The 17,872-nt window shown below is 70.9% G+C and carries 19 protein-coding genes; 1 reads left to right on the top strand and 18 read right to left on the bottom strand.

Going from position 1 to position 17,872, the window contains the following annotated elements:
• Positions 1–19: 19 nt before the first annotated feature.
• From kdpC to BJ998_RS26265, 5 genes are all read right to left on the bottom strand, one after another.
• The gene (kdpC, locus tag BJ998_RS26285) at positions 20–667 is read right to left on the bottom strand and encodes a K(+)-transporting ATPase subunit C (RefSeq protein WP_184865850.1); all 648 of its coding nucleotides are present in this window, start codon (positions 665–667) and stop codon (positions 20–22) included.
• 7 nt (positions 668–674) lie between these two features.
• Positions 675–2,780 carry a potassium-transporting ATPase subunit KdpB gene (gene kdpB / locus BJ998_RS26280; RefSeq protein ID WP_184865849.1) on the bottom strand — a complete coding sequence of 702 codons (2,106 nt, stop codon included), beginning with the start codon at positions 2,778–2,780 and terminating at the stop codon, positions 675–677.
• Positions 2,777–4,438, bottom strand: coding sequence for a potassium-transporting ATPase subunit KdpA (gene kdpA, locus BJ998_RS26275; RefSeq protein WP_184865847.1), 1,662 nt, complete (start codon positions 4,436–4,438; stop codon positions 2,777–2,779). The genes kdpB and kdpA overlap by 4 nt, the downstream gene beginning before the upstream one ends.
• Before the next feature lie 39 nt (positions 4,439–4,477).
• Positions 4,478–4,579, bottom strand: a complete 102-nt coding sequence (gene kdpF / locus BJ998_RS26270; protein WP_184865845.1) for a K(+)-transporting ATPase subunit F — start codon at positions 4,577–4,579, stop codon at positions 4,478–4,480.
• Positions 4,580–4,943: 364 nt separating this feature from the next.
• A complete protein-coding gene (locus BJ998_RS26265; RefSeq protein ID WP_184865843.1) occupies positions 4,944–7,151 on the bottom strand; it encodes a helix-turn-helix transcriptional regulator in 2,208 nt (735 codons plus the stop codon).
• A 235-nt stretch (positions 7,152–7,386) separates the two neighbouring features.
• Here BJ998_RS26265 and BJ998_RS26260 point away from each other — a divergent pair, with 235 nt between their 5' ends.
• Positions 7,387–7,845 (top strand): MarR family winged helix-turn-helix transcriptional regulator, encoded by a 459-nt coding sequence (locus tag BJ998_RS26260; RefSeq protein WP_184865841.1) that lies wholly within the window; start codon positions 7,387–7,389, stop codon positions 7,843–7,845.
• On the opposite strand, the gene BJ998_RS26255 is transcribed toward BJ998_RS26260, so the two are convergent.
• The 13 genes from BJ998_RS26255 to BJ998_RS26195 form a co-directional block, all read right to left on the bottom strand.
• Positions 7,827–8,582: an HAAS signaling domain-containing protein gene (locus tag BJ998_RS26255; RefSeq protein ID WP_184865840.1), complete on the bottom strand. Its 756-nt coding sequence runs from the start codon at positions 8,580–8,582 to the stop codon at positions 7,827–7,829. The genes BJ998_RS26260 and BJ998_RS26255 overlap by 19 nt on opposite strands.
• A complete protein-coding gene (locus BJ998_RS26250) occupies positions 8,534–8,854 on the bottom strand; it encodes a PadR family transcriptional regulator (RefSeq protein WP_184865838.1) in 321 nt (106 codons plus the stop codon). The genes BJ998_RS26255 and BJ998_RS26250 overlap by 49 nt, the downstream gene beginning before the upstream one ends.
• A gap of 157 nt (positions 8,855–9,011) precedes the next feature.
• A complete protein-coding gene (mutM, locus tag BJ998_RS26245; protein WP_184865836.1) occupies positions 9,012–9,878 on the bottom strand; it encodes a bifunctional DNA-formamidopyrimidine glycosylase/DNA-(apurinic or apyrimidinic site) lyase in 867 nt (288 codons plus the stop codon).
• 103 nt (positions 9,879–9,981) lie between these two features.
• Positions 9,982–10,725: a ribonuclease III gene (gene rnc / locus BJ998_RS26240; RefSeq protein WP_184865834.1), complete on the bottom strand. Its 744-nt coding sequence runs from the start codon at positions 10,723–10,725 to the stop codon at positions 9,982–9,984.
• Positions 10,726–10,756: 31 nt separating this feature from the next.
• Entirely contained in the window at positions 10,757–10,939 is a 183-nt protein-coding gene (rpmF, locus tag BJ998_RS26235) for a 50S ribosomal protein L32 (protein ID WP_184865833.1), read from the bottom strand.
• 2 nt (positions 10,940–10,941) lie between these two features.
• A complete protein-coding gene (locus tag BJ998_RS26230) occupies positions 10,942–11,523 on the bottom strand; it encodes a YceD family protein (RefSeq protein ID WP_184865831.1) in 582 nt (193 codons plus the stop codon).
• A 150-nt stretch (positions 11,524–11,673) separates the two neighbouring features.
• Positions 11,674–12,399 (bottom strand): DivIVA domain-containing protein, encoded by a 726-nt coding sequence (locus tag BJ998_RS26225; protein WP_184865829.1) that lies wholly within the window; start codon positions 12,397–12,399, stop codon positions 11,674–11,676.
• Between the two features lie 154 nt (positions 12,400–12,553).
• The gene (locus BJ998_RS26220; protein ID WP_184865827.1) at positions 12,554–12,985 is read right to left on the bottom strand and encodes a guanyl-specific ribonuclease; all 432 of its coding nucleotides are present in this window, start codon (positions 12,983–12,985) and stop codon (positions 12,554–12,556) included.
• Between the two features lie 100 nt (positions 12,986–13,085).
• On the bottom strand, positions 13,086–13,568 hold the full coding sequence (gene coaD, locus BJ998_RS26215) for a pantetheine-phosphate adenylyltransferase (protein ID WP_184865825.1): 483 nt from the start codon (positions 13,566–13,568) through the stop codon (positions 13,086–13,088).
• Between the two features lie 29 nt (positions 13,569–13,597).
• On the bottom strand, positions 13,598–14,155 hold the full coding sequence (rsmD, locus tag BJ998_RS26210; protein WP_184865823.1) for a 16S rRNA (guanine(966)-N(2))-methyltransferase RsmD: 558 nt from the start codon (positions 14,153–14,155) through the stop codon (positions 13,598–13,600).
• A 4-nt stretch (positions 14,156–14,159) separates the two neighbouring features.
• Complete coding sequence (locus BJ998_RS26205; RefSeq protein ID WP_184865821.1) at positions 14,160–15,854, bottom strand: M16 family metallopeptidase; 1,695 nt, start codon at positions 15,852–15,854, stop codon at positions 14,160–14,162.
• Entirely contained in the window at positions 15,851–16,771 is a 921-nt protein-coding gene (locus BJ998_RS26200) for a hypothetical protein (protein ID WP_184865819.1), read from the bottom strand. Before BJ998_RS26200 ends, BJ998_RS26205 begins: the two co-directional genes overlap by 4 nt.
• A 157-nt stretch (positions 16,772–16,928) precedes the next feature.
• Positions 16,929–17,816, bottom strand: coding sequence for an arginase family protein (locus tag BJ998_RS26195; RefSeq protein ID WP_312890333.1), 888 nt, complete (start codon positions 17,814–17,816; stop codon positions 16,929–16,931).
• Between the last annotated feature and the right edge of the window lie 56 nt (positions 17,817–17,872).

Raw genomic sequence — 17,872 nt, 5'->3', positions numbered from 1 at the left:
GTGACTCAGTCTGCCCTGGTCAGCGCTTCGCTGCCTGGACGGCCAGGTTCAGCGCCAGCACGTTCACCGTGGGCTCGCCGAGGAAGCCGGCGCCCCGCCCCGCGGTGTTGTCCTCGACGATCTTCGTCACCTGGTCGACGGGCAGCCCGTTCACCCGGGCCACCCGGGCGATCTGCAGTTTCGCGTACGCCGGGCTGATCGACGGGTCCAGGCCCGAGCCGGACGCGGTCACCGCGTCGGCCGGCACCTGGTCCGGGGACACGCCCTCGCGCTTGGCGATGGTCTCCCTGCGGGCCTTGACCTGCGCCACCAGCACCTGATTGTCCGCGGCCAGGTTGGACGGGGCCGAGGTGGCCGCGTCGTTGTCGGCCAGGCCCAGCTTGGTGTTGTCGGTGGCGGAGAAGTCCGACGCGGTCGCGGACGGCCGGGTGTGGAAGTACGGGTCGTTGTCCGGGTCCTTGGCCACCGGGTTGAGCCCGATCAACGAGGAGCCCACCGGCTTGCCGTTCACGGTCACGACGGAGCCTCCTGCCTGGGCCGACAACCCCGGGATCTGGCCGATCCCCCACACGACGAGGGGATACGCGATCCCCAGCAGCACGGTCATCACCAGCACCATCCGCAGGCCCGCGGCGGTCTGCTTGACCAGTCCTGACAGCCAACGCATGACGAGATCACCCGATTCCAGGGATGAGACGGATCACGAGGTCGATGAGCCAGATCCCGGCGAACGGCGTGATCACGCCGCCGACGCCGTAGATCAGCAGGTTGCGGCGCAACAGCTTGGACGCGCTGGACGGCCGGTACCGCACGCCGCGCAGGGCCAGCGGGATCAGCAGCACGATGATCAGGGCGTTGAAGATGACCGCGGACAGGATGGCCGAGGTCGGCGTGGCCAGGTGCATGATGTTCAGCCGGCCCAGCCCCGGGTAGATCGCCGCGAACATGGCCGGCAGGATGGCGAAGTACTTGGCCAGGTCGTTGGCGATGCTGAAGGTGGTCAGCGCGCCGCGGGTGATCAGCAGCTGCTTGCCGATCTCGACGATCTCGATCAGCTTGGTCGGGTCCGAGTCGAGGTCGACCATGTTGCCGGCCTCCTTGGCGGCCGACGTCCCGGTGTTCATCGCCACGCCGACGTCGGCCTGGGCCAGCGCGGGCGCGTCGTTGGTGCCGTCGCCGGTCATCGCGACCAGCTTGCCGCCCTCCTGCTCCTGGCGGATCAGGGCCATCTTGTCCTCGGGCTTGGCCTCGGCCAGGAAGTCGTCGACGCCGGCCTCGGCGGCGATGGCCCGCGCGGTCAGCGGGTTGTCGCCGGTGATCATCACCGTCTTGATGCCCATGGCGCGCAGCTCGTCGAAGCGCTCCCTCATGCCTGGCTTGACCACATCGGACAGTCGGATCACGCCACGCACCACCGCAACGCCGCCGGACAGCTCCGCGCACACCAGCGGCGTTCCGCCGTCCTGGCTGATCCGGTCGACGACCTCGTGCACCTCGTCCGGAACCTGACCGTTGTGCTCCAGCACCCAGGCCCGGACCGCGCTGGCCGCGCCCTTGCGCACCTGGCGGCCGTCGATGTCGATGCCGGACATCCGGGTCTGCGCGGTGAACGGCACGAACTCGGCCGACTTCTCGGCGTTGCTGGGCTCGGCCGCCAGGCCGAACTCCGTCGTGCACAGCTCGACGATGCTGCGGCCCTCGGGCGTGCCGTCGGCGAGGCTGGACAGCCGGGCCGTGGCCGCTAATTCGTCCTTTGTGGACGATCCGACCGGGATCAGCTCGGTGGCGCGCCGGTTGCCGAAGGTGATGGTGCCGGTCTTGTCCAGCAGCAGCGTGTCCACGTCACCCGCGGCCTCGACGGCACGACCGGACATGGCCAGCACGTTGCGCTGCACCAACCGGTCCATGCCGGCGATGCCGATCGCCGACAGCAGCGCGCCGATGGTCGTCGGGATCAGGCACACCAGCAGCGCGGTCAACACGATCACCGACTGCTCGCTGCCGGAGTAGACCGCCATCGGCTGCAGCGCGACCACCGCGAGCAGGAAGATGATCGTCAGCACCGCGAGCAGGATGGTCAGCGCGATCTCGTTCGGCGTCTTCTGCCGGGAAGCGCCTTCCACCAACGCGATCATCCGGTCCACGAAGGACTCGCCCGGCCGGGTCGTGATCTTCACGACGATCCGGTCGGACAGCACCGTGGTGCCGCCGGTGACCGCGCTGCGGTCACCGCCGGATTCCCGGATGACCGGGGCCGACTCGCCGGTGATCGCCGACTCGTCGACGGTCGCGATGCCCTCGACCACATCTCCGTCACCGGGAATCACCTCGCCGGCCTCGACGACGACAAGGTCGCCGATGGTCAGTTCGGTGCCCGGCACCCGCTCCTCAGAGCCGTCCTCACGCAATCGCCGCGCGACCGACTCCTTCTTGGTACGCCGCAACGACTCCGCCTGCGCCTTGCCCCTGCCCTCGGCGACGGCCTCGGCCAGGTTCGCGAACAACACCGTGAACCACAGCCAGATCGTGGCCACGATCGAGAACACCGACGGCTGGGTGATGGCGAACACCGTGGACAGTGCCGACCCGATCCACACCACGAACATGACCGGGTTCTTCATCTGGTGCCGCGGGTTGAGCTTCCGCAGCGCCTCCGGCAACGAGCTCACCAACTGCCGCGGGTTGAAGGCGCCGGCGGAAAGCCGGCGGCCGGTGTTCTCCGCGTGGCGGCGGTCCACCTCCTCCACCGTCCGCTGCGAGTTGTCGGTGGTCGTGGTCATGACATCGCCTCCGCGATGGGTCCGAGTGCGAGCGCGGGCACGAAGGTCAGCGCGGCGACGAGGAGTACGGTGCCGGCCACCATGGACGCGAACAGCGGTCCGCTGGTGGGCAGCGTGCCGGCCGAGGGCGGCACCTTCTTCTGGGCGGCGAGGCCGCCGGCGAGGCAGAGCACCGCGAGGATGGGGATGAACCGGCCGAACGCCATGGCGACGCCCAGGGTGGACTGGAACCAGTCGCTGGTGACAGTCAGACCGCCGAAGGCGCTGCCGTTGTTGTTGGACGCCGACGCGTACGCGTAGAGGACCTCGGACAGGCCGTGGGCGCCGCTGTTGGTCAGGGCCGACGCGGTGCCGGGCAGCACGACGGCAATGCCGGCGAGCACCAGGACCAGGGTGGGCATGGCCAGCATCGCGATGGAGGCCATGGTGACCTCCTTGCGCCCCAGCTTCTTGCCCAGGTACTCGGGCGTGCGGCCGACCATCAGGCCGGCGAGGAACACGGCGATGACGGCGAACACCAGGATGCTGTAGAGGCCGGTGCCGGTGCCGCCGGGCGAGATCTCGCTGAACAACATGTTCAGCATCGCGCCGCCGCCGCCGAGGCCGGTGAAGCTGTCGTGGGCGGAGTTGACCGCGCCGGTGGACGTGCCGGTCGTCGAGTCCGCGAACAGCGCCGAGCCGGGGATGCCGAACCTGCTTTCCTTGCCCTCCATGGCCGAACCCGCCAGCAGCGCGGCCGGGCCGTTCGGGTGGGCCTCGGCCCACCAGATCACCGCGAGCACGCCGGCCCACAGCAACGCCATCACCGACAGGATGGTGTAGCCCTGCTTGCGGTCCGCCACCATCACGCCGAAGGTGCGGGTCAGGCTGACCGGGATCACCAGCAGCAGGAAGATCTCGACGAGGTTGGTCCAGGCGTTGGGGTTCTCGAACGGGTGGGCCGAGTTGGCGTTGAAGATGCCGCCGCCGTTCGTGCCGAGTTCCTTGATGGCCTCCTGGCTGGCCGCCGGCGCGAGCGCGATGGTGTGCTGGCCGCCGTCGAGCGTGGTGACGGCGATGCCGCCGGACAGGCTGTCCACGACGCCGAGTCCGATCAGGACGATCGCGAACACGAACGCGATCGGCAGCAGGATCCGGACCACGGTGCGGGTCAGGTCCACCCAGAGGTTGCCGACTCGGTCGGTGCCGGCGCGCATGAAGCCGCGGACCAGCGCGACCGCCACGCAGATGCCGATCGCGGCGGACACGAAGTTCTGCACGGTCAGGCCGGCCATCTGCACCAGGTGGCCGAAGGCCTGCTCCGGCACGTAGGACTGCCAGTTGGTGTTGGTGACGAAGCTGATCGCGGTGTTGAACGCGGTCGCGGGGTTGATCTCCGGCCGGCCGAGCCCGAGCGGCAGCACGGTCTGCAGGCGCTGCAGCAGGTACAGCACGACCACGGAGACGAAGGAGAACCCGATCACGCCGTAGGCGTAGGTGGTCCAGCGCTGGTCGGACTCCGCGTCGACGCGGACCACCTTGTACAGGGCGCGTTCCACCCGCCAGTGCTTCGTGCTCAGGTAGGCGCGGGCCATGTAGTCGCCGAGCGGCTTGTACACCGCCGCGAGCGCGGCCAGCAGCAGGGCCACCTGGAGCAGGCCGGCCACAGTGTCAGTCATGAGAGGCCCTCCGCTGAGGCATACACGTCGAGCCGCATGTCAGAACTTCTCCGGCTTGATCAGGGCGACGAACAGGTAGACGAGCAACAGCAGGGCGAGCACGCCGCCGACGGCGTTCGCCACGACACCGGCCCCGTTCACAGCCGCTCCAATCCACGCACCATGAGTGCCAGCACTCCGAAGACGCCGATGACCAGCACGGCGTAGGCCAGGTCGGCCATGTCGCGCCGCTCCCCTCACCCCTGCGGTCACCCCCACGGCGACCGCGATCGGGATGAGCGTGCATCCGCAACGACCCGCCGCGACGTCGCCTGATGGCGTCTTGACGCGCCGCTGCACGGCATTGACGCGAAATTGACGCGACCGGTGAGCCAGGTCTCCACCCGATCGGGCGACGAATGCGCAGAGCGTGACCGATTTACCGGGCGGCCCCGGCGCAGGCGCGGGTCAGCGCGGTGACGGCGCCGTCATAGGCGTCAAGATCGTCACCGACGGTGGCGAGAGGTCAGCGCTCGTCGATGGACTGCTGGGTGATGTGCGCGGCGACCTGGGTCCGGTTGTTGACGCCGAGCTTGTTCATGATGCTGCGCAGGTGCGTCTGCACGGTTCGCGAGCCGAGGAACAACTTCGCCGCGATCTGAGGATTCGTCAGTCCCGCGGCGACCAGCTCGGCCACCTCCCGCTCGCGGGCGGTCAGCTCGGGCGTGGGCGGCGCCACCGACCGCATCGGCAGCCCCACGCGGGAGCCCATCGCCACCGCCCGGTCGAAGCCGAGCTCGGCGCCCTCGTCCATGGCCGCCTCGAACGCCCGCTCGCCCAGTGCCTCCTTGAGCATGGTGGCGGCCCGCTGGTGCCCGACCGCGAACGGACCCGGCCGGTACAGGCGCAGGCCGATGTCCGACCACAGCTGGCCGGAGGCGCCCATCAGCAGCGCCGCCCGCTCGTGGTGGCCGGCCGCGGCGTACGCCCAGGACAGCGTCTCCATGGTCCAGCCACAGCCCCACATGTCGTCGACCGCCTGGAACCGCCGCAGCGCATCCTCGACCAGCGGGATCGCCCGCTCCGGATCGGTGCGCATACGGGCCGCGCCGAGCGTCCACAACGCGCTGGCCAGCGAGTAGCCGGCCTGCCGGCTCTCCGCCCGCGCGACCAGCTCCTCGCAGGCGGCCTCGAGGTTCTCCGCCGGACCGTTCCACGCCAGCCACATGTCGGCGGAGAACACCCCGCCGTCCACGCCCAGCTTGGCGTACAGGTCGCGGGCCCGGGTGAGGTACCCGACCACCGCCGACGGGTCGACCTCCACGATCCAGGCCCGGATCGCCATCGCCGTCAGCGTGTTCGCATCGGCGAGGTCGTCCCCGGTGTCGGGCATCAGCTCGGCCGCCAGCGCTGGCTCGCCGAGGAACGTCGCGATCATCGACGCCCGGGCCAGGCCGATGGCCCGCAGCGGCCGCGGCTGCGGCTCGCCGCTGGCCAGGGCCAGCCGCAGCCAGCGCAGTCCCTCGCCGAGGCCGCCGATCACGTACCAGCAGTGCGACTGCACCAGCGAGATCGCCATGTCCAGGGCGGCGACCGACTCGCCGGGCGTGCGAAGGCTCCAGTCCATCGAGGCCAGCACGTTGGGCAGCTCGGCCCGGATGCGCTCCAGCCAGCGCAGCTCCTCCGGGCCGAGCCAGTGGGTGGCGGCCTCGCGGGCGAGCCACCGGAAGTAGTCCCGGTGCCGGGTCCGCACCGCCTCCGGGTCGTCCAGCTCGGCCAGCTTGCCGGCGCCGTACTCCCTTATCGTCTCCAGCATCCGGTACCGGACGCGGCCGCCGCGGTGCTCGCTGGTCAGCAGCGACCGCTCGGCCAGGCCGGCCAGCGCGGCCAGCACGTCCTCGCGTGGCAGCCGCTCGTCGGCGCACACCTGCTCGGCGGCGGCCAGGTCGAGATCGCCCGCGAACACCGACAGCCGCGCCCACAGCAGCCGCTGGTGCTCGGTGCACAGCTGGTAGCTCCAGTCCAGCGCCGCCGCGAGGCCGGTGAGCAGCCGGAACCGGTCGTCGAGGCGCTCCAGCATGGTGGCCATGCCGATCGAGCGCAGCTGCGCCGCGGCCAGCTCGATCGCCAGCGGCAGCCCCTCCAGCCGCTGGCACAGCCGCAGCGCCGTGTCCCGGTCGCTGCCGGACGGCTCGAAGTCCGGCATCGTCGCCCGCATCCGGTCGACCAGCAGATCGACCGCCTCGGACGTAAGCGGGCGCAGGTCGACGACGTGCTCGCCGGCGATGGCCAGCGGCTGCCGGCTGGTGGCGATCACCCGCAGGCCGGCCGCCGCGGACAGCATGGCCTGCACGATGGGGCCGACGGTGTCGACGAGGTGCTCGCAGTTGTCCAGCACGAGCAGCAGCCGCCGGTCGCGGACGTGGTCGAGCAGCAGGTCCAGGGTGGCGCGGGTGGAGTGGTCGTGGACGCCGAGGCCCTTGGCGATCGTCTCGCTGACCAGCTGCGCGTCGGCGCCGACGTGCAGCGTGGACAGGTCCGCCCACCACGCGCCGTCGGCGAAGGATCGGCGCAGCTCGTGCGCGACCCGCAGGCTCAGCCGGGTCTTGCCCACGCCGCCCGCGCCGGTCACCGTCACCAGGTGCGCCGACGACAGCAGCCGCCGCAGCGCAGCAAGATCGTCACGCCGCCCGACGAACGAGCTGATCTCGGTGGGGAGCGATCCGCGCGCCATGCTCCAACCCTAGTCGTCGGCGGGGTACGCCATCACCTACGCCATCGCGCGGATGTCACGCCCCTACGCCGAAGGCCACTCTTGATCGCAGGGGGAGAGGGGTAGGCAAGGGTGGTCCATCCGCCGGGGGGTTGGGTGGACCACCCCGCTTCCCTCGGCGCTCGGCGGCCCGCTTCACGGCAGCGGATACTCTGACGGACCGATGTGACCGGTTCGTCAGGAGGGGGCTGCTGTCGTGACCGCCGAGCGCCAGGGCAGCGATCAGCAGCAGTCGCTCCAGCTGCTGATCTCCCTGCACCGGTTGCTGCGCACGGTCCGCCAGGCCGCGCCCGCCGGGCTGTACCCGACCCAGCTCATCGTGCTTTCCCAACTGCTGCAGTGCGGCCCGATGCGGGTCGGCGAGCTGGCCGCGCAGGTGCCGTGCTCGCAGCCGACCGCGACCACCATGGTCACCCACCTGGAGGCGATGGGCCTGGTCGCCCGCGAGCCGGACCCGTCGGACGGCCGTGCCATCCAGGTGACGCTGACCGAGCAGGGCCGCGAGACGATCATCTCGGTCGCCCACGGCGAGGCGGAGATCATCGCCAAGCGGCTGGCCGAGCTGACGCCCGAGGAGGCCGCCCAGGTGCTGGCGGTGGTGCCGCTGCTGGACCGGCTGTCCGGTCAGCGCGTCGATCAGAACGCGACGAAGTAGTACAGCAGGATCGTGCCGACCAGCGCGTTGCCCGGCACCACCAGCCACAGCAGGCGGCGGTCGACTCGGCTGTAGTGGCCGACCAGGATCGAGATCACCGCCGCCGGCAGGCCCAGGACGACCAGCCCGACCAGGCCGGCCCGGCTGAGCAGCACGATCGGCAGCACCCGCAGCAGCCACCAGGCCGGCTGCAGGCTGTAGACGTAGGCCAGCACCTTGCCGGTCAGCGTGGACTCGTCCGGCGTCAGGTACGGGGTCAGCGCCCGGACCGTCGGCAACTCGGCGATGCCGTGCAGGGCGCCGGGGCCGCGAACCAGCATCGGCAGCGAGATGGCCAGGCCGACCAGCCCGGTCAGCAGGAACAGCGGCATCGAGTGGTAGCTGCGGATCGACGCGCCGAACAGCATCGCGCTGGCGGTGGTGACGATCAGGCCGGCCAGCGCCAGCACCTCGACGCCGTCGTTGCGCGGCGTCTTGGGCTGCTGGGCGGGCTGCTCCGGCTCGGGCGGGGGCGGGTAGCCGGCCGCCGAGCGCAGCTCCGCCGCGTACGCCTCCGGACTGCCCAGACGCAGCTCCAGCTGGTCCTCGCCGTGCTCCCGCGCCAGCTCGCGGACGTGCTCCTCGGTGTCCTCGAGCAGCTCGTCCACCTCCGCCGGCGGCAGATCGGACAGGGCGGCCCGCATCCGGGTCAGGAAGCGCTCAGTAGTTGATCCATCGTCTTCGCGAACGTCCGCCACGTCCTGCACGACTCCTCCAGTCGAACGCGTCCCGACTCGCTGACGCGGTAGTACTTGCGGTGCGGTCCCTCCTCGCTCGGCACGACGTAGGAGGTGAGCAGGTCGGCCTTGTACAGCCGGCGCAGCGTGCCGTACACGGAGGCGTCGGCCACCTCGTCCAGGCCACTCTGGCGCAGCCGGCGCAGCACGTCGTAGCCGTAGCCGTCCTCCTCCCGGAGCACGGCCAGGACCGCGAGGTCCAGGACGCCCTTGAGCAGCTGGCTGGTGTCCAACCGATCCTCCCGGTGATGCGCTGGCCACACTATTCCGCAATGCGCACTACTACGCAACCCGGGCCTCCAGGCCCCGACGAAATGCCCCATGCGCGCCGTACTTGCCTCCAGGCGACGCCCGCGCACCGCATGTGGCACGAGCTGGCGGCGGGGCGGGTCAGATGTGGGGGTTCCTCGGCATCGGCTGGCACTTGGGGCAGGAGAAGGAGGAGCGGTTCATGAAGGGGTCACGGCGGATGACGCTGCCGCACCGCCGACACGCCTTGCCCTCTTGGCCGTACACGGCCAGGGCCCGGTCGAAGTAGCCGGACTGGCCGTTCACGTTGACGTACAAGGCGTCGAAGGAGGTGCCGCCGGCGGCGAGGGCCTCGGTCATCACGTCGGTGGCGGCGACGAGCAGCTCCCCGGCCTGAGCACGGGTCAGTTTCTCCGTCGGCCGCGCCCAGTGCAACCTGGTGCGCCACAACGACTCGTCGGCGTAGATGTTGCCCACACCGGACACGAGCGTCTGGTCGAGCAACGCACGCTTCACGCCGGTGCGCTTGCGCCGCAACGCGGTCACGGCCGCGTCGGCGTCGAAGGCGGGGTCCATCGGGTCGCGGGCGATGTGCGCGACCGGGGCCGGCAGGGCGGTGCCGTCCACCTGGACCAGGTCGGCCAGGGCCAGGCCGCCGAACGTGCGCTGGTCGACGAAGCGCAGCTCCGGGCCGCCGTCGTCGAAGCGCAGCCGGACCCGCAGGTGCTTCTCGTCGGCGGCTCCCTCGGGCTGCACCAGCATCTGGCCGCTCATGCCGAGGTGAGCGATGACCGCCTCGGCGCCTTCGAGCTCCAGCCACAGGTACTTGCCGCGGCGGCTGGCCGCCACCACGGACCGGCCGGCCAGCCGGTCGGCGAAGTCGACGGGACCGGGCTCGTGCCGGCGGGTCGCCCGCGGGTGCAGCACCTCGACGGCCGTGATCCGCCGACCGGTGACGTGCGCGTCCAGGCCACGGCGGACGACTTCGACCTCGGGCAACTCCGGCATGACAACCCCTTCCCGCCAGGCACCAACAAAGACTCAGAAGGGGGCATTCCTGGCGTCTGACGCCTGGAATGCCCCCTTCCGGGCACCACTTCGACAGGTGAGCTCAGCCCGCGGCGTCCTCCGCCGGCGGCGTCTCGGCCTTGAGCGTGGTGTAGGCGGCCTCGGCCGCCTTCTGCTCGGCTTCCTTCTTGGTCCGGCCGCCGCCGGTGCCCAGGGCCCGCCCGCCGACGTACACGGTGGCGGTGAACTCCTTGCGGTGGTCCGGGCCCTCGTCGTCGACCCGGTACTCGGGCACGCCGAGGCCCTGCGCGGCGGTCAGCTCCTGGAGGCTGGTCTTCCAGTCCAGGCCCGCGCCCTTGAGCGGCGCGGCCTCCAGCAGCGGGTCGAACAGCCGGTGCACCAGGCCCCGGGCCACGTCGATGCCGTGCGCCAGGTAGACGGCGCCGATCATCGCCTCGAGGCCGTCGGCCAGGATGCTCGCCTTGTCACGGCCGCCGGTCAGCTCCTCGCCGCGCCCCAGCAGCAGGTGCGCGCCAAGGCCGCCCTCGCCGAGATCGCGGGCCACGCCGGCCAGCGCCATCATGTTCACCACGCTCGCGCGCAGCTTCGCCAACTGCCCCTCGGGCAGGTCGGGGTGGCTGCGATAGAGGTGGTCCGTCACCACGAGTCCGAGGACGGCGTCACCGAGGAACTCGAGACGCTCGTTCGGCGGCAGGCCGCCGTTCTCGTACGCGTAGGACCTGTGAGTGAGGGCCAACACGAGAAGCTCGGCGTCCAACTGAACACCGAGCGCCTCAAGTAGCGGGGTCCGATCCGGTGCCGGGCCCCGTGATCCCTTACCTCCCACCGCGCTCAGCCTTCTCGCCGGGAGGCGGCGGTCAGGCCGGCTGGACGACCTGGCGGCCGTCGTACTGGCCGCAGGCCGGGCACGCGATGTGCGGCAGCTTCGGCTGGCGGCAGGCGCGGTTGGAGCAGGCCACCAGGTTCGGGGCGACGGCCTTCCACTGCGAACGGCGCGTACGGGTGTTGGAGCGGGACATCTTCCGCTTCGGGACGGCCACGACTAGCTCTCCTCCTCGGTCCCGCCGAACTTCTCCTTCAGAGCAGCCCAGCGAGGATCAATCGTCTCATGCGCGTGGTCGGGGCCCAGTTCGGCCCACTTGACGCCGCACTCGGCGCACAGTCCACGACAGTCCGGCGAGCACAGCGGAACCTGCGGCAGCGCGAGCACAACCGCGTCGCGCACCGCCGGTTCCAGGTCGATGAGGTCGTCGACGAGGCGAGACACCTCGTCTTCGTCCGTGGTCGCCTCGGTCGCGCTGTCCGGGTAGGCGAACAGCTCGGTGAAGCGGACCTCGACCGTGCCGGACAGCGGATCAAGACACCGCGAGCACTCGCCGACCGTCTCCGCCTTCGCGGTCCCGGTGGCGAGGACGCCCTCCACTACCGACTCGACCAGCAGGTCAAGCACGACGTCGCTGCCGACCTCGACCCCCATGACATCGGGGAAGCCGAGACCCGCCGGAGCCGGGGCCACCCGGTGGTAGCTGCGGCTGGAGCCGGGTCGACGACCGATATCCCTGGTGTCGATGACCCAGGGTCCGGCGGTCTGCTGAGGGCGCGCGTGTGATCGTTGCTTAGACATGGTGGTTGTGTCGCTGGTGGGGTGACTTACCGTGGCCAGCCGCTCAAGCGTACTCAAGAAGGTGGCCAGAAGGAAAATCAGCTGGTCAGTGCCTGTGCCGCGCGTTCCGCGCGGGGCTCGGCCCTTCGTGGCCGGCGCCTCGCGTCTGCATCAGTCCCGTGCGTAGTCGAAGGGCGCGCCGGAGGCGCTGCTGCTGGTCATCGGGGCGCGCAGGCTGGCCCGGCCCTTGCCCACGGTGCGCAGCGTGTGGGCCAGCAGGTCCTCGAAGTCGGCCAGCTTGGCGTCGACGTAGGCGTCGCACTCGCCGCGCAGGCGGTTGGCCTCGCCGGTGGCGGCGTCCAGGATGCGCGCGGACTCCGCGTGCGCGGCCTGCACGACCTCGGTCTGCTGGACGAGCCGGTGCTGCTCGTTGCGGCCGTCCTCGACGGCCCGCTCGTAGGAGGCGCGGCCGGCCTGCACCATGCGGTCGGCCTCGGCACGGGCCCGGCTGGTCAGGTCCTCGTACTCGTGCCGGCCGGCGGTGACGACCCGCTCGGCCTCGTCCTCGGCCTCGGCGACCAGCCGCTCGGCGTGCGCGCGGGCGTCGGCGACCATGCGCTCGGCCTCGGCGCGGGCCTCGGCCAGCATCCGCTCGGACTCCTCGCGGGCCTTGCCGACGCCCTGCTCGCTCTCGTGCTGGGCCTTGGAGATCATGCTGTCGCGGTGGTCGAGCACGTCCTGCGCGTCGTCCAGCTCGCGGGGAATGGCGTCCCTGATGTCGTCGAGCAGCTCAAGCAGGTCGCCACGGGGCACGACACAGCCGGAGGTCATCGGCACGCCGCGCGCTTCCTCGACAATCGTGACGAGTTCGTCGAGGGCCTCGAACACCCGGTACACGTCGCACTCCCTATCGATGCTCGACCCTGCAAGCAGGTCTTCGGCATGCCTATACGGCTGGCAGTGTCCAGTCTGCCCGCTCGACCCGCCGTACGCCGGGAGATTCGGTGGCGTGTCCGGCGCCCGATCTTGTCGACCGGGCGCCGGCGCGGGCTCAGCGGTTGATGTCGACCAGGGAGAACGACGCGTAGTGGTCGCCGGTGTAGAAGTACTCGCCGGCGGATCCGGTGATCATGCGGCGAGCGCCGCGGGTGGAGGAGCCGGGCGTCGGCACCGTGTACTCGTGGTAGTAGCCGGCGGAGCACAGGGGCAGGATGTGCTCGTCGTTGCGGAAGACGACGCCGTCGTTGCGGGGGTACGGGAACGGTCCGCCCTGTTTGATCAGCTTGACGGTGGTCGCGGCCTGGGCGGGCAGGCTGGACAGGTTGACCTTCTTGTAGCTGCTGGTGTTGCCGCAGGCCACCTGCGCGGCCGCCGGGTGGGCGACCGGCGCGGCGGTGCTGACGGTGGCCAGGCCGACGGCGCCGAGCACGGCGATGGCGAGAGCAAGCAGGGCCTTCACGGCTCGTGACGTGAGGTAGCTCATGCCCGGCAACGTAACGCGATCGGGTGGTCACAAGAAGGAGCCAGGCTCGAACAACTGTTGACAGGTTGACAGTCTTGTCATCCCATCGCCGGCCCGATGGTCAGGCCCGTTCGGCGAGCCGCCGCATCAGCCGTTCGTGGACCGGTTCCGGCAGCAGGTGCGCGACGTCGCCGTGGTAGCTGGCGACCTCCTTGACCAGCGAGCTGGACAGGAAGCTGTAGAGCGGGTTGGTCGGCATGAACAGCGTCTCCACCCCGGACAGCTGGTGGTTCATCTGCGCCATCTGGAGCTCGTAGTCGAAGTCGCTGACCGCGCGCTGGCCCTTCACGATCACCTTGGCGTCGTTGGCCCGGCAGTAGTCCACGAGCAGCACGTGCGAGGTGTCGACCCGCACGTTGGGCAGGTGCGCGGTGACCTCGCGGATCATCTCCACGCGCTCGTCCACCGTGAACAGGGTCTTCTTGTTCTTGTTGACCGCCACCAGGATGATCAACTCGTCGAAGACGTCGGCGGCACGGGTGATGATGTCCAGGTGGCCGTTGGTCACCGGGTCGTAGGAGCCGGGGGATACCGCACGCCTCATGGGCGGACCGTAACAGGGATGCCGCCGGCTCACCGCGTGGCGGTGATCACGGCCCAGTGCAGCGTGGTCTCCCCGTACTTCTTGCTGCGGATCGGTTCCACGCCCTCGGGCCAACTGGGATCCTCCCCGCGGGAGGACCGTTCCACCACGAGCGTCGCCTCCTCAGCGGCCCAGGACCGCAGGGCTTCCAGGACCTCGCCCAGTTCCCGCTCCCCCAGCGCGTACGGCGGGTCGACGAAGATCACGTCGTAGCGGTCGCCCGGAGTCGTGGCCAGCACCGACTGCACGGTGCCGTGCCGCACGTCGGCGCCAGGCAGCCCGAGGGCCTTGGTGTTGCGGCGGAGGATGTCGGCCGCACGGCGGTCGGACTCCACGAAGGTCGCCTTCGTCGCGCCACGCGACAGCGCCTCCAGCCCCAGTGCGCCCGAACCGGCATACAGGTCGAGCACCCGCGCGCCGTCCAGGTCGACCGCCGCCTCCAACGCGCTGAACAGTGCCTCCCGGACACGGTCCGAGGTCGGGCGGGTGCCGCTGGGCGGCACCTCCAGCCGACGTCCCCCGGCCGCGCCGGCCACGATCCTGGTCACCGGGTCATCGTCGCGTATCGGACTCGTCGCGGCCGAAGTAGCCCAGGGCTTTGGCCAGACGGAAGGCCGCCGCCCCGGCGCCGAAGGCGCCCCAGGCGGGCAGGGCGAAGTGCAGCAGGGCGTGCCCCACGTTGTCGCTGGTGACCAGGGCGGCGGTCGCCACCAGCGCCAGCACCGGACACAGCAGCGCGATGAGGGCGAGGGTGAGCTTGGCCTTGAGCGGGATCTCGACCTTCATCACGGGCTGGACCGGGGCCGGAGCCGGCGGCTGCGGGATCCGGTCGGCCGGCCGGGCCGGCTGCCACACCTTGAGCTCGTCGCCGATCTGCTTGTCGAGCCGGGCGATCGCCCGCTCCGGCACGTCGTGCAGGGTCGGCTCGATGCTGACGCTGACGCCGTCCGGGCCGACCAGCCGGCGCGCCCCGTCGGGCCAGCACTGCATCAGCACGCACTCGCGGTACCGCACGGTCAGCGCGCCGTGCGGGGACTCCATGCTCACGCCGTCGTAGCCGAGGACGAGGGAGAAGTCGCCGTTCTGCAGCGACGGGTACTTCTCGCCGACGGTGGCCTTCTCCGACCACATCGGCGCCTCGGCGAAGCCGGCCCAGTCGGCCTGGTTGCCCCGCGGGACCTGCAACAACAGGGTGTCCATCGCCTGCACGGCCATGTCGCGCAGGTCCTCGACAGTGACCGCCGCCAGCTCGGCCCGGAAGTCCGTCAGCGAGGCCCGCGTCCGGCCATAGAGGACGTCGACGGCCTCGGTGAACAGGATCGCCTTGCCGGCTTCCGGCCGGTCGAGCGAGGTGGACGCCTTGTCCCGCACCGTTTCCAGCTCGTCGGCGTCGACACGGCCGACGCGGAACGCCGCCAGCACGTCGATCAGTCCGCCGAGCACCGCGTCCTGCTTCTCCGGCAGCGCGTCGGCCATCGCGGTGATGGTCGCGTGCTCGCCGTCCCGCGGCATGTACGCCGTGGCGACCGCGTAGGAGTTGCCGTCCTCGGTGCGCAGCGCCCGGAACAGCGCCCGCTCCAACACCATCGCGAACAGCGACGCCCGCGCCGACCGTTCCACGATCGCGCTGAAGGTGACCTTGCCGCTGCCTTCGGTGAAGTACGCCGGCGTGGTCGGCAGGGCGGAGGTCAGCTCCGGCAGCGGCTGCGGGGATCCGGACGGCAGCGTCAGGTTCAACCCCTCCGGCACCTCGCCGGCGATCCACAGCACCGCGTTCTCCCGCGTGAACCGGGTCGCCGCCCAGTCGCGCACGTCGGCGTCGGTGATCGCCTCCAGGCCCCACTCCGGGTAGCCCGCCGCGCCGAAGCCGACCGCGCCGTACCGCCAGACCAGCAGGCTGTCGTGCGGGCGACCGGCCTGCTCGGTGCGCAGGATCGTCTTCTCCGTGGCGATCCGCTCCAGCGGCAGGTCACGCAGCGAGTCGCAGACGCTGGTCAGGTAGCTCACCACGGCCTGCTCGCTGCCGCTGGTGAAGAAGTGCGTGATGGTGACGCCGGTGGCCGCGTTGGCGTCGTGCTCGATCAGGCCGTGCCGGTGCAACGCCAGGTGCTCGACCAGGTGTGTCAGGCCGCGCCGGGACAGCGGCTCGTCCGCGCAGCCGACGCGGAAGGCCAGGCCGGCCGCGAGTGGCCCGTTGCCCGGGGCGACGAGGGTCCGGATGCCGCAGACCTCGGTTTCCTTGATCACTTCACACCGCCGAGGGCCTTGTCGCGCAACGTGCGGAAATGCGACTCCGGCGAGCCGGACGCGCTCTGCCAGGGGTATTCGCTGCCCGCGTCGCCGAGGGCGGTGAAGTGCACGGCGGCGCGGTCGTGCTGGCCCATCGTCGCGAACAGCAGCGCGTAGACGCCGTGCGCGCGGGGCCAGTGGTAGCCGCCGGCGAAGTCCGGGTGCAGCACCGACTTCTCGGCCGCCGCGACGATCTCCCGCTGCACGGTGACCTTGCGCAGGTAGCCGTCGCCCTCGTCGAAGAAGTGCTCCAGGTGCGCCTCGGCGGCGACGGTCGGGCTCAGCGAGCCGGGCGGGGCCGACTCCATGCACTCCTGGCCGAACGCGTGCAGCGCTTCCCAGTTGCCGCCCCACTTCGGGCACAGTTGCTGGGCCAGCCGGCTCTGGGCGGTGAAGCAGTGCGGCGCGAACCGGGCCAGCCGGTCGTAGCGGCGGCGGGCCTCGCTCTGTCCCAGCTGCAGGCCCAGCGCCGTGTTGAGCCGCAGGCACCAGGCCACCGTGTCGGACGGATCCTCCGCCGTCAGCTCGATCAGGATCGGCTCGGCGATGCGCAGCTGCGCGTGCATGCCCTCGAACTGCTCGCGCTTGACGTGCTGGGCCCGGTAGCCGGTGCGGATCTCCCAGGCCTTGGCGATGCGACGGGCCGCGTGCAGCCGCCGGGCCAGCGGCGTCGGCGGCAGGCCCGCCAGGAAGTCCTCGGCCCCCTCGACCTGGCCGACCACGTTCACGGCGAAGGCGGTCATGTCGACGTCGGACAGACCGGCGAAGAACAGCTCGATGGCCGTCCAGTCGGCGGCGCGCACCGACTCGCGCAGCTCGACAAGCTCCGGGAAGGCCGCCGCCTGGTCGAACCGGCGGGCCGAGGGCATGATCACCAGCGAGACAATAGATGAAAGGTCTTCACTTCCGGGACCGGTTTCGGGGACAAATCGGTCTCAGGTGCACCGGGTGGGGAGCACCTGAGTGGCTCAGGTGCTCCCCCGGGCCAACTGAGCCACTCACGTGACGAAAGAAGGCGGAGGAGGGGCGTCGTCACTGGCGTACCGGATGGGCCCTCGACGGCACCGGCTGCACCGGCAGCGCGGTCGAGTGGGCGTGCAGCGCGGCCCCGACCGCCCGCAGGATCGGCACCAGCACCTTCAGCCGCTCGGGATTGTCGGTGGCGCACTCGGTGATCCCGGCGCCGATGATCGGACGGATCGCCGCCACCGCCCGGATCGCGTCCACCAGCTCGCTGATCAGCAGCCCGCCGGGCACCGGACAGGTCACGTCGGGGAACTCGCTCGGGTCCAGCACGTCGAGATCGACGTGCAGATAGAACTGCGGCGCGCGGGAGGCGATCACGGCGTCGAGGACCCACGAGGTGTCGTAGTCGCGCTCGATCGGCACGTGGTGGACGAGCCCGCGGTCGATCATGGCCTGCTCACCGGGGTCGAGCGCCCGGGCGCCGGCCAGCACGACGCGGCGGGACACGATCGGCGTGTCGAGCACGAAGTCGCGGTCGCCCTCGCCGAAGGCGTGGCGCAAGGCCATGCCGTGGTAAGCGCCGGAGGGCGAGGTCGCCGGAGTGTTGAGATCACCGTGCGCGTCGAACCACAGCACGCCCAGCGCCGGCCCGAAACGCTTGCGGGCAAAGCCGAGCGGCACGGTCTCGACGCCACAGTCGCCGCCGATGGTCAGCACCGGCCCCTGCGCGTGCCGGAGCGCCTGCGCCTGGAACGCGCGGTTGGCCATCAGCACTTCGCGATTGTGGATGCCGCCGACGAGTTTGGACGTGCCGGCGCGCACCGGCACTCTGCGCACGTCCAGGCCGAGCACTCGGCCGGCGAGCTCGGCGAGCGCCTGGCAACCGGTAGGCAACCACGGGGACTTCGGGACGACCGCGCCCTGACGCTGGGCCACGGACTGCAACTCCAGCACGACTCACACCTTGCCAGCCAACGAGATCGCGCCACCAGACGGCAACACGGGGAACA

Source organism: Kutzneria kofuensis, from assembly GCF_014203355.1.
Taxonomy (GTDB): domain Bacteria; phylum Actinomycetota; class Actinomycetes; order Mycobacteriales; family Pseudonocardiaceae; genus Kutzneria; species Kutzneria kofuensis.
The sequence above is the reverse complement of the archived record's forward strand: the minus strand, read 5'-3'. Positions and strand labels throughout refer to the sequence as shown.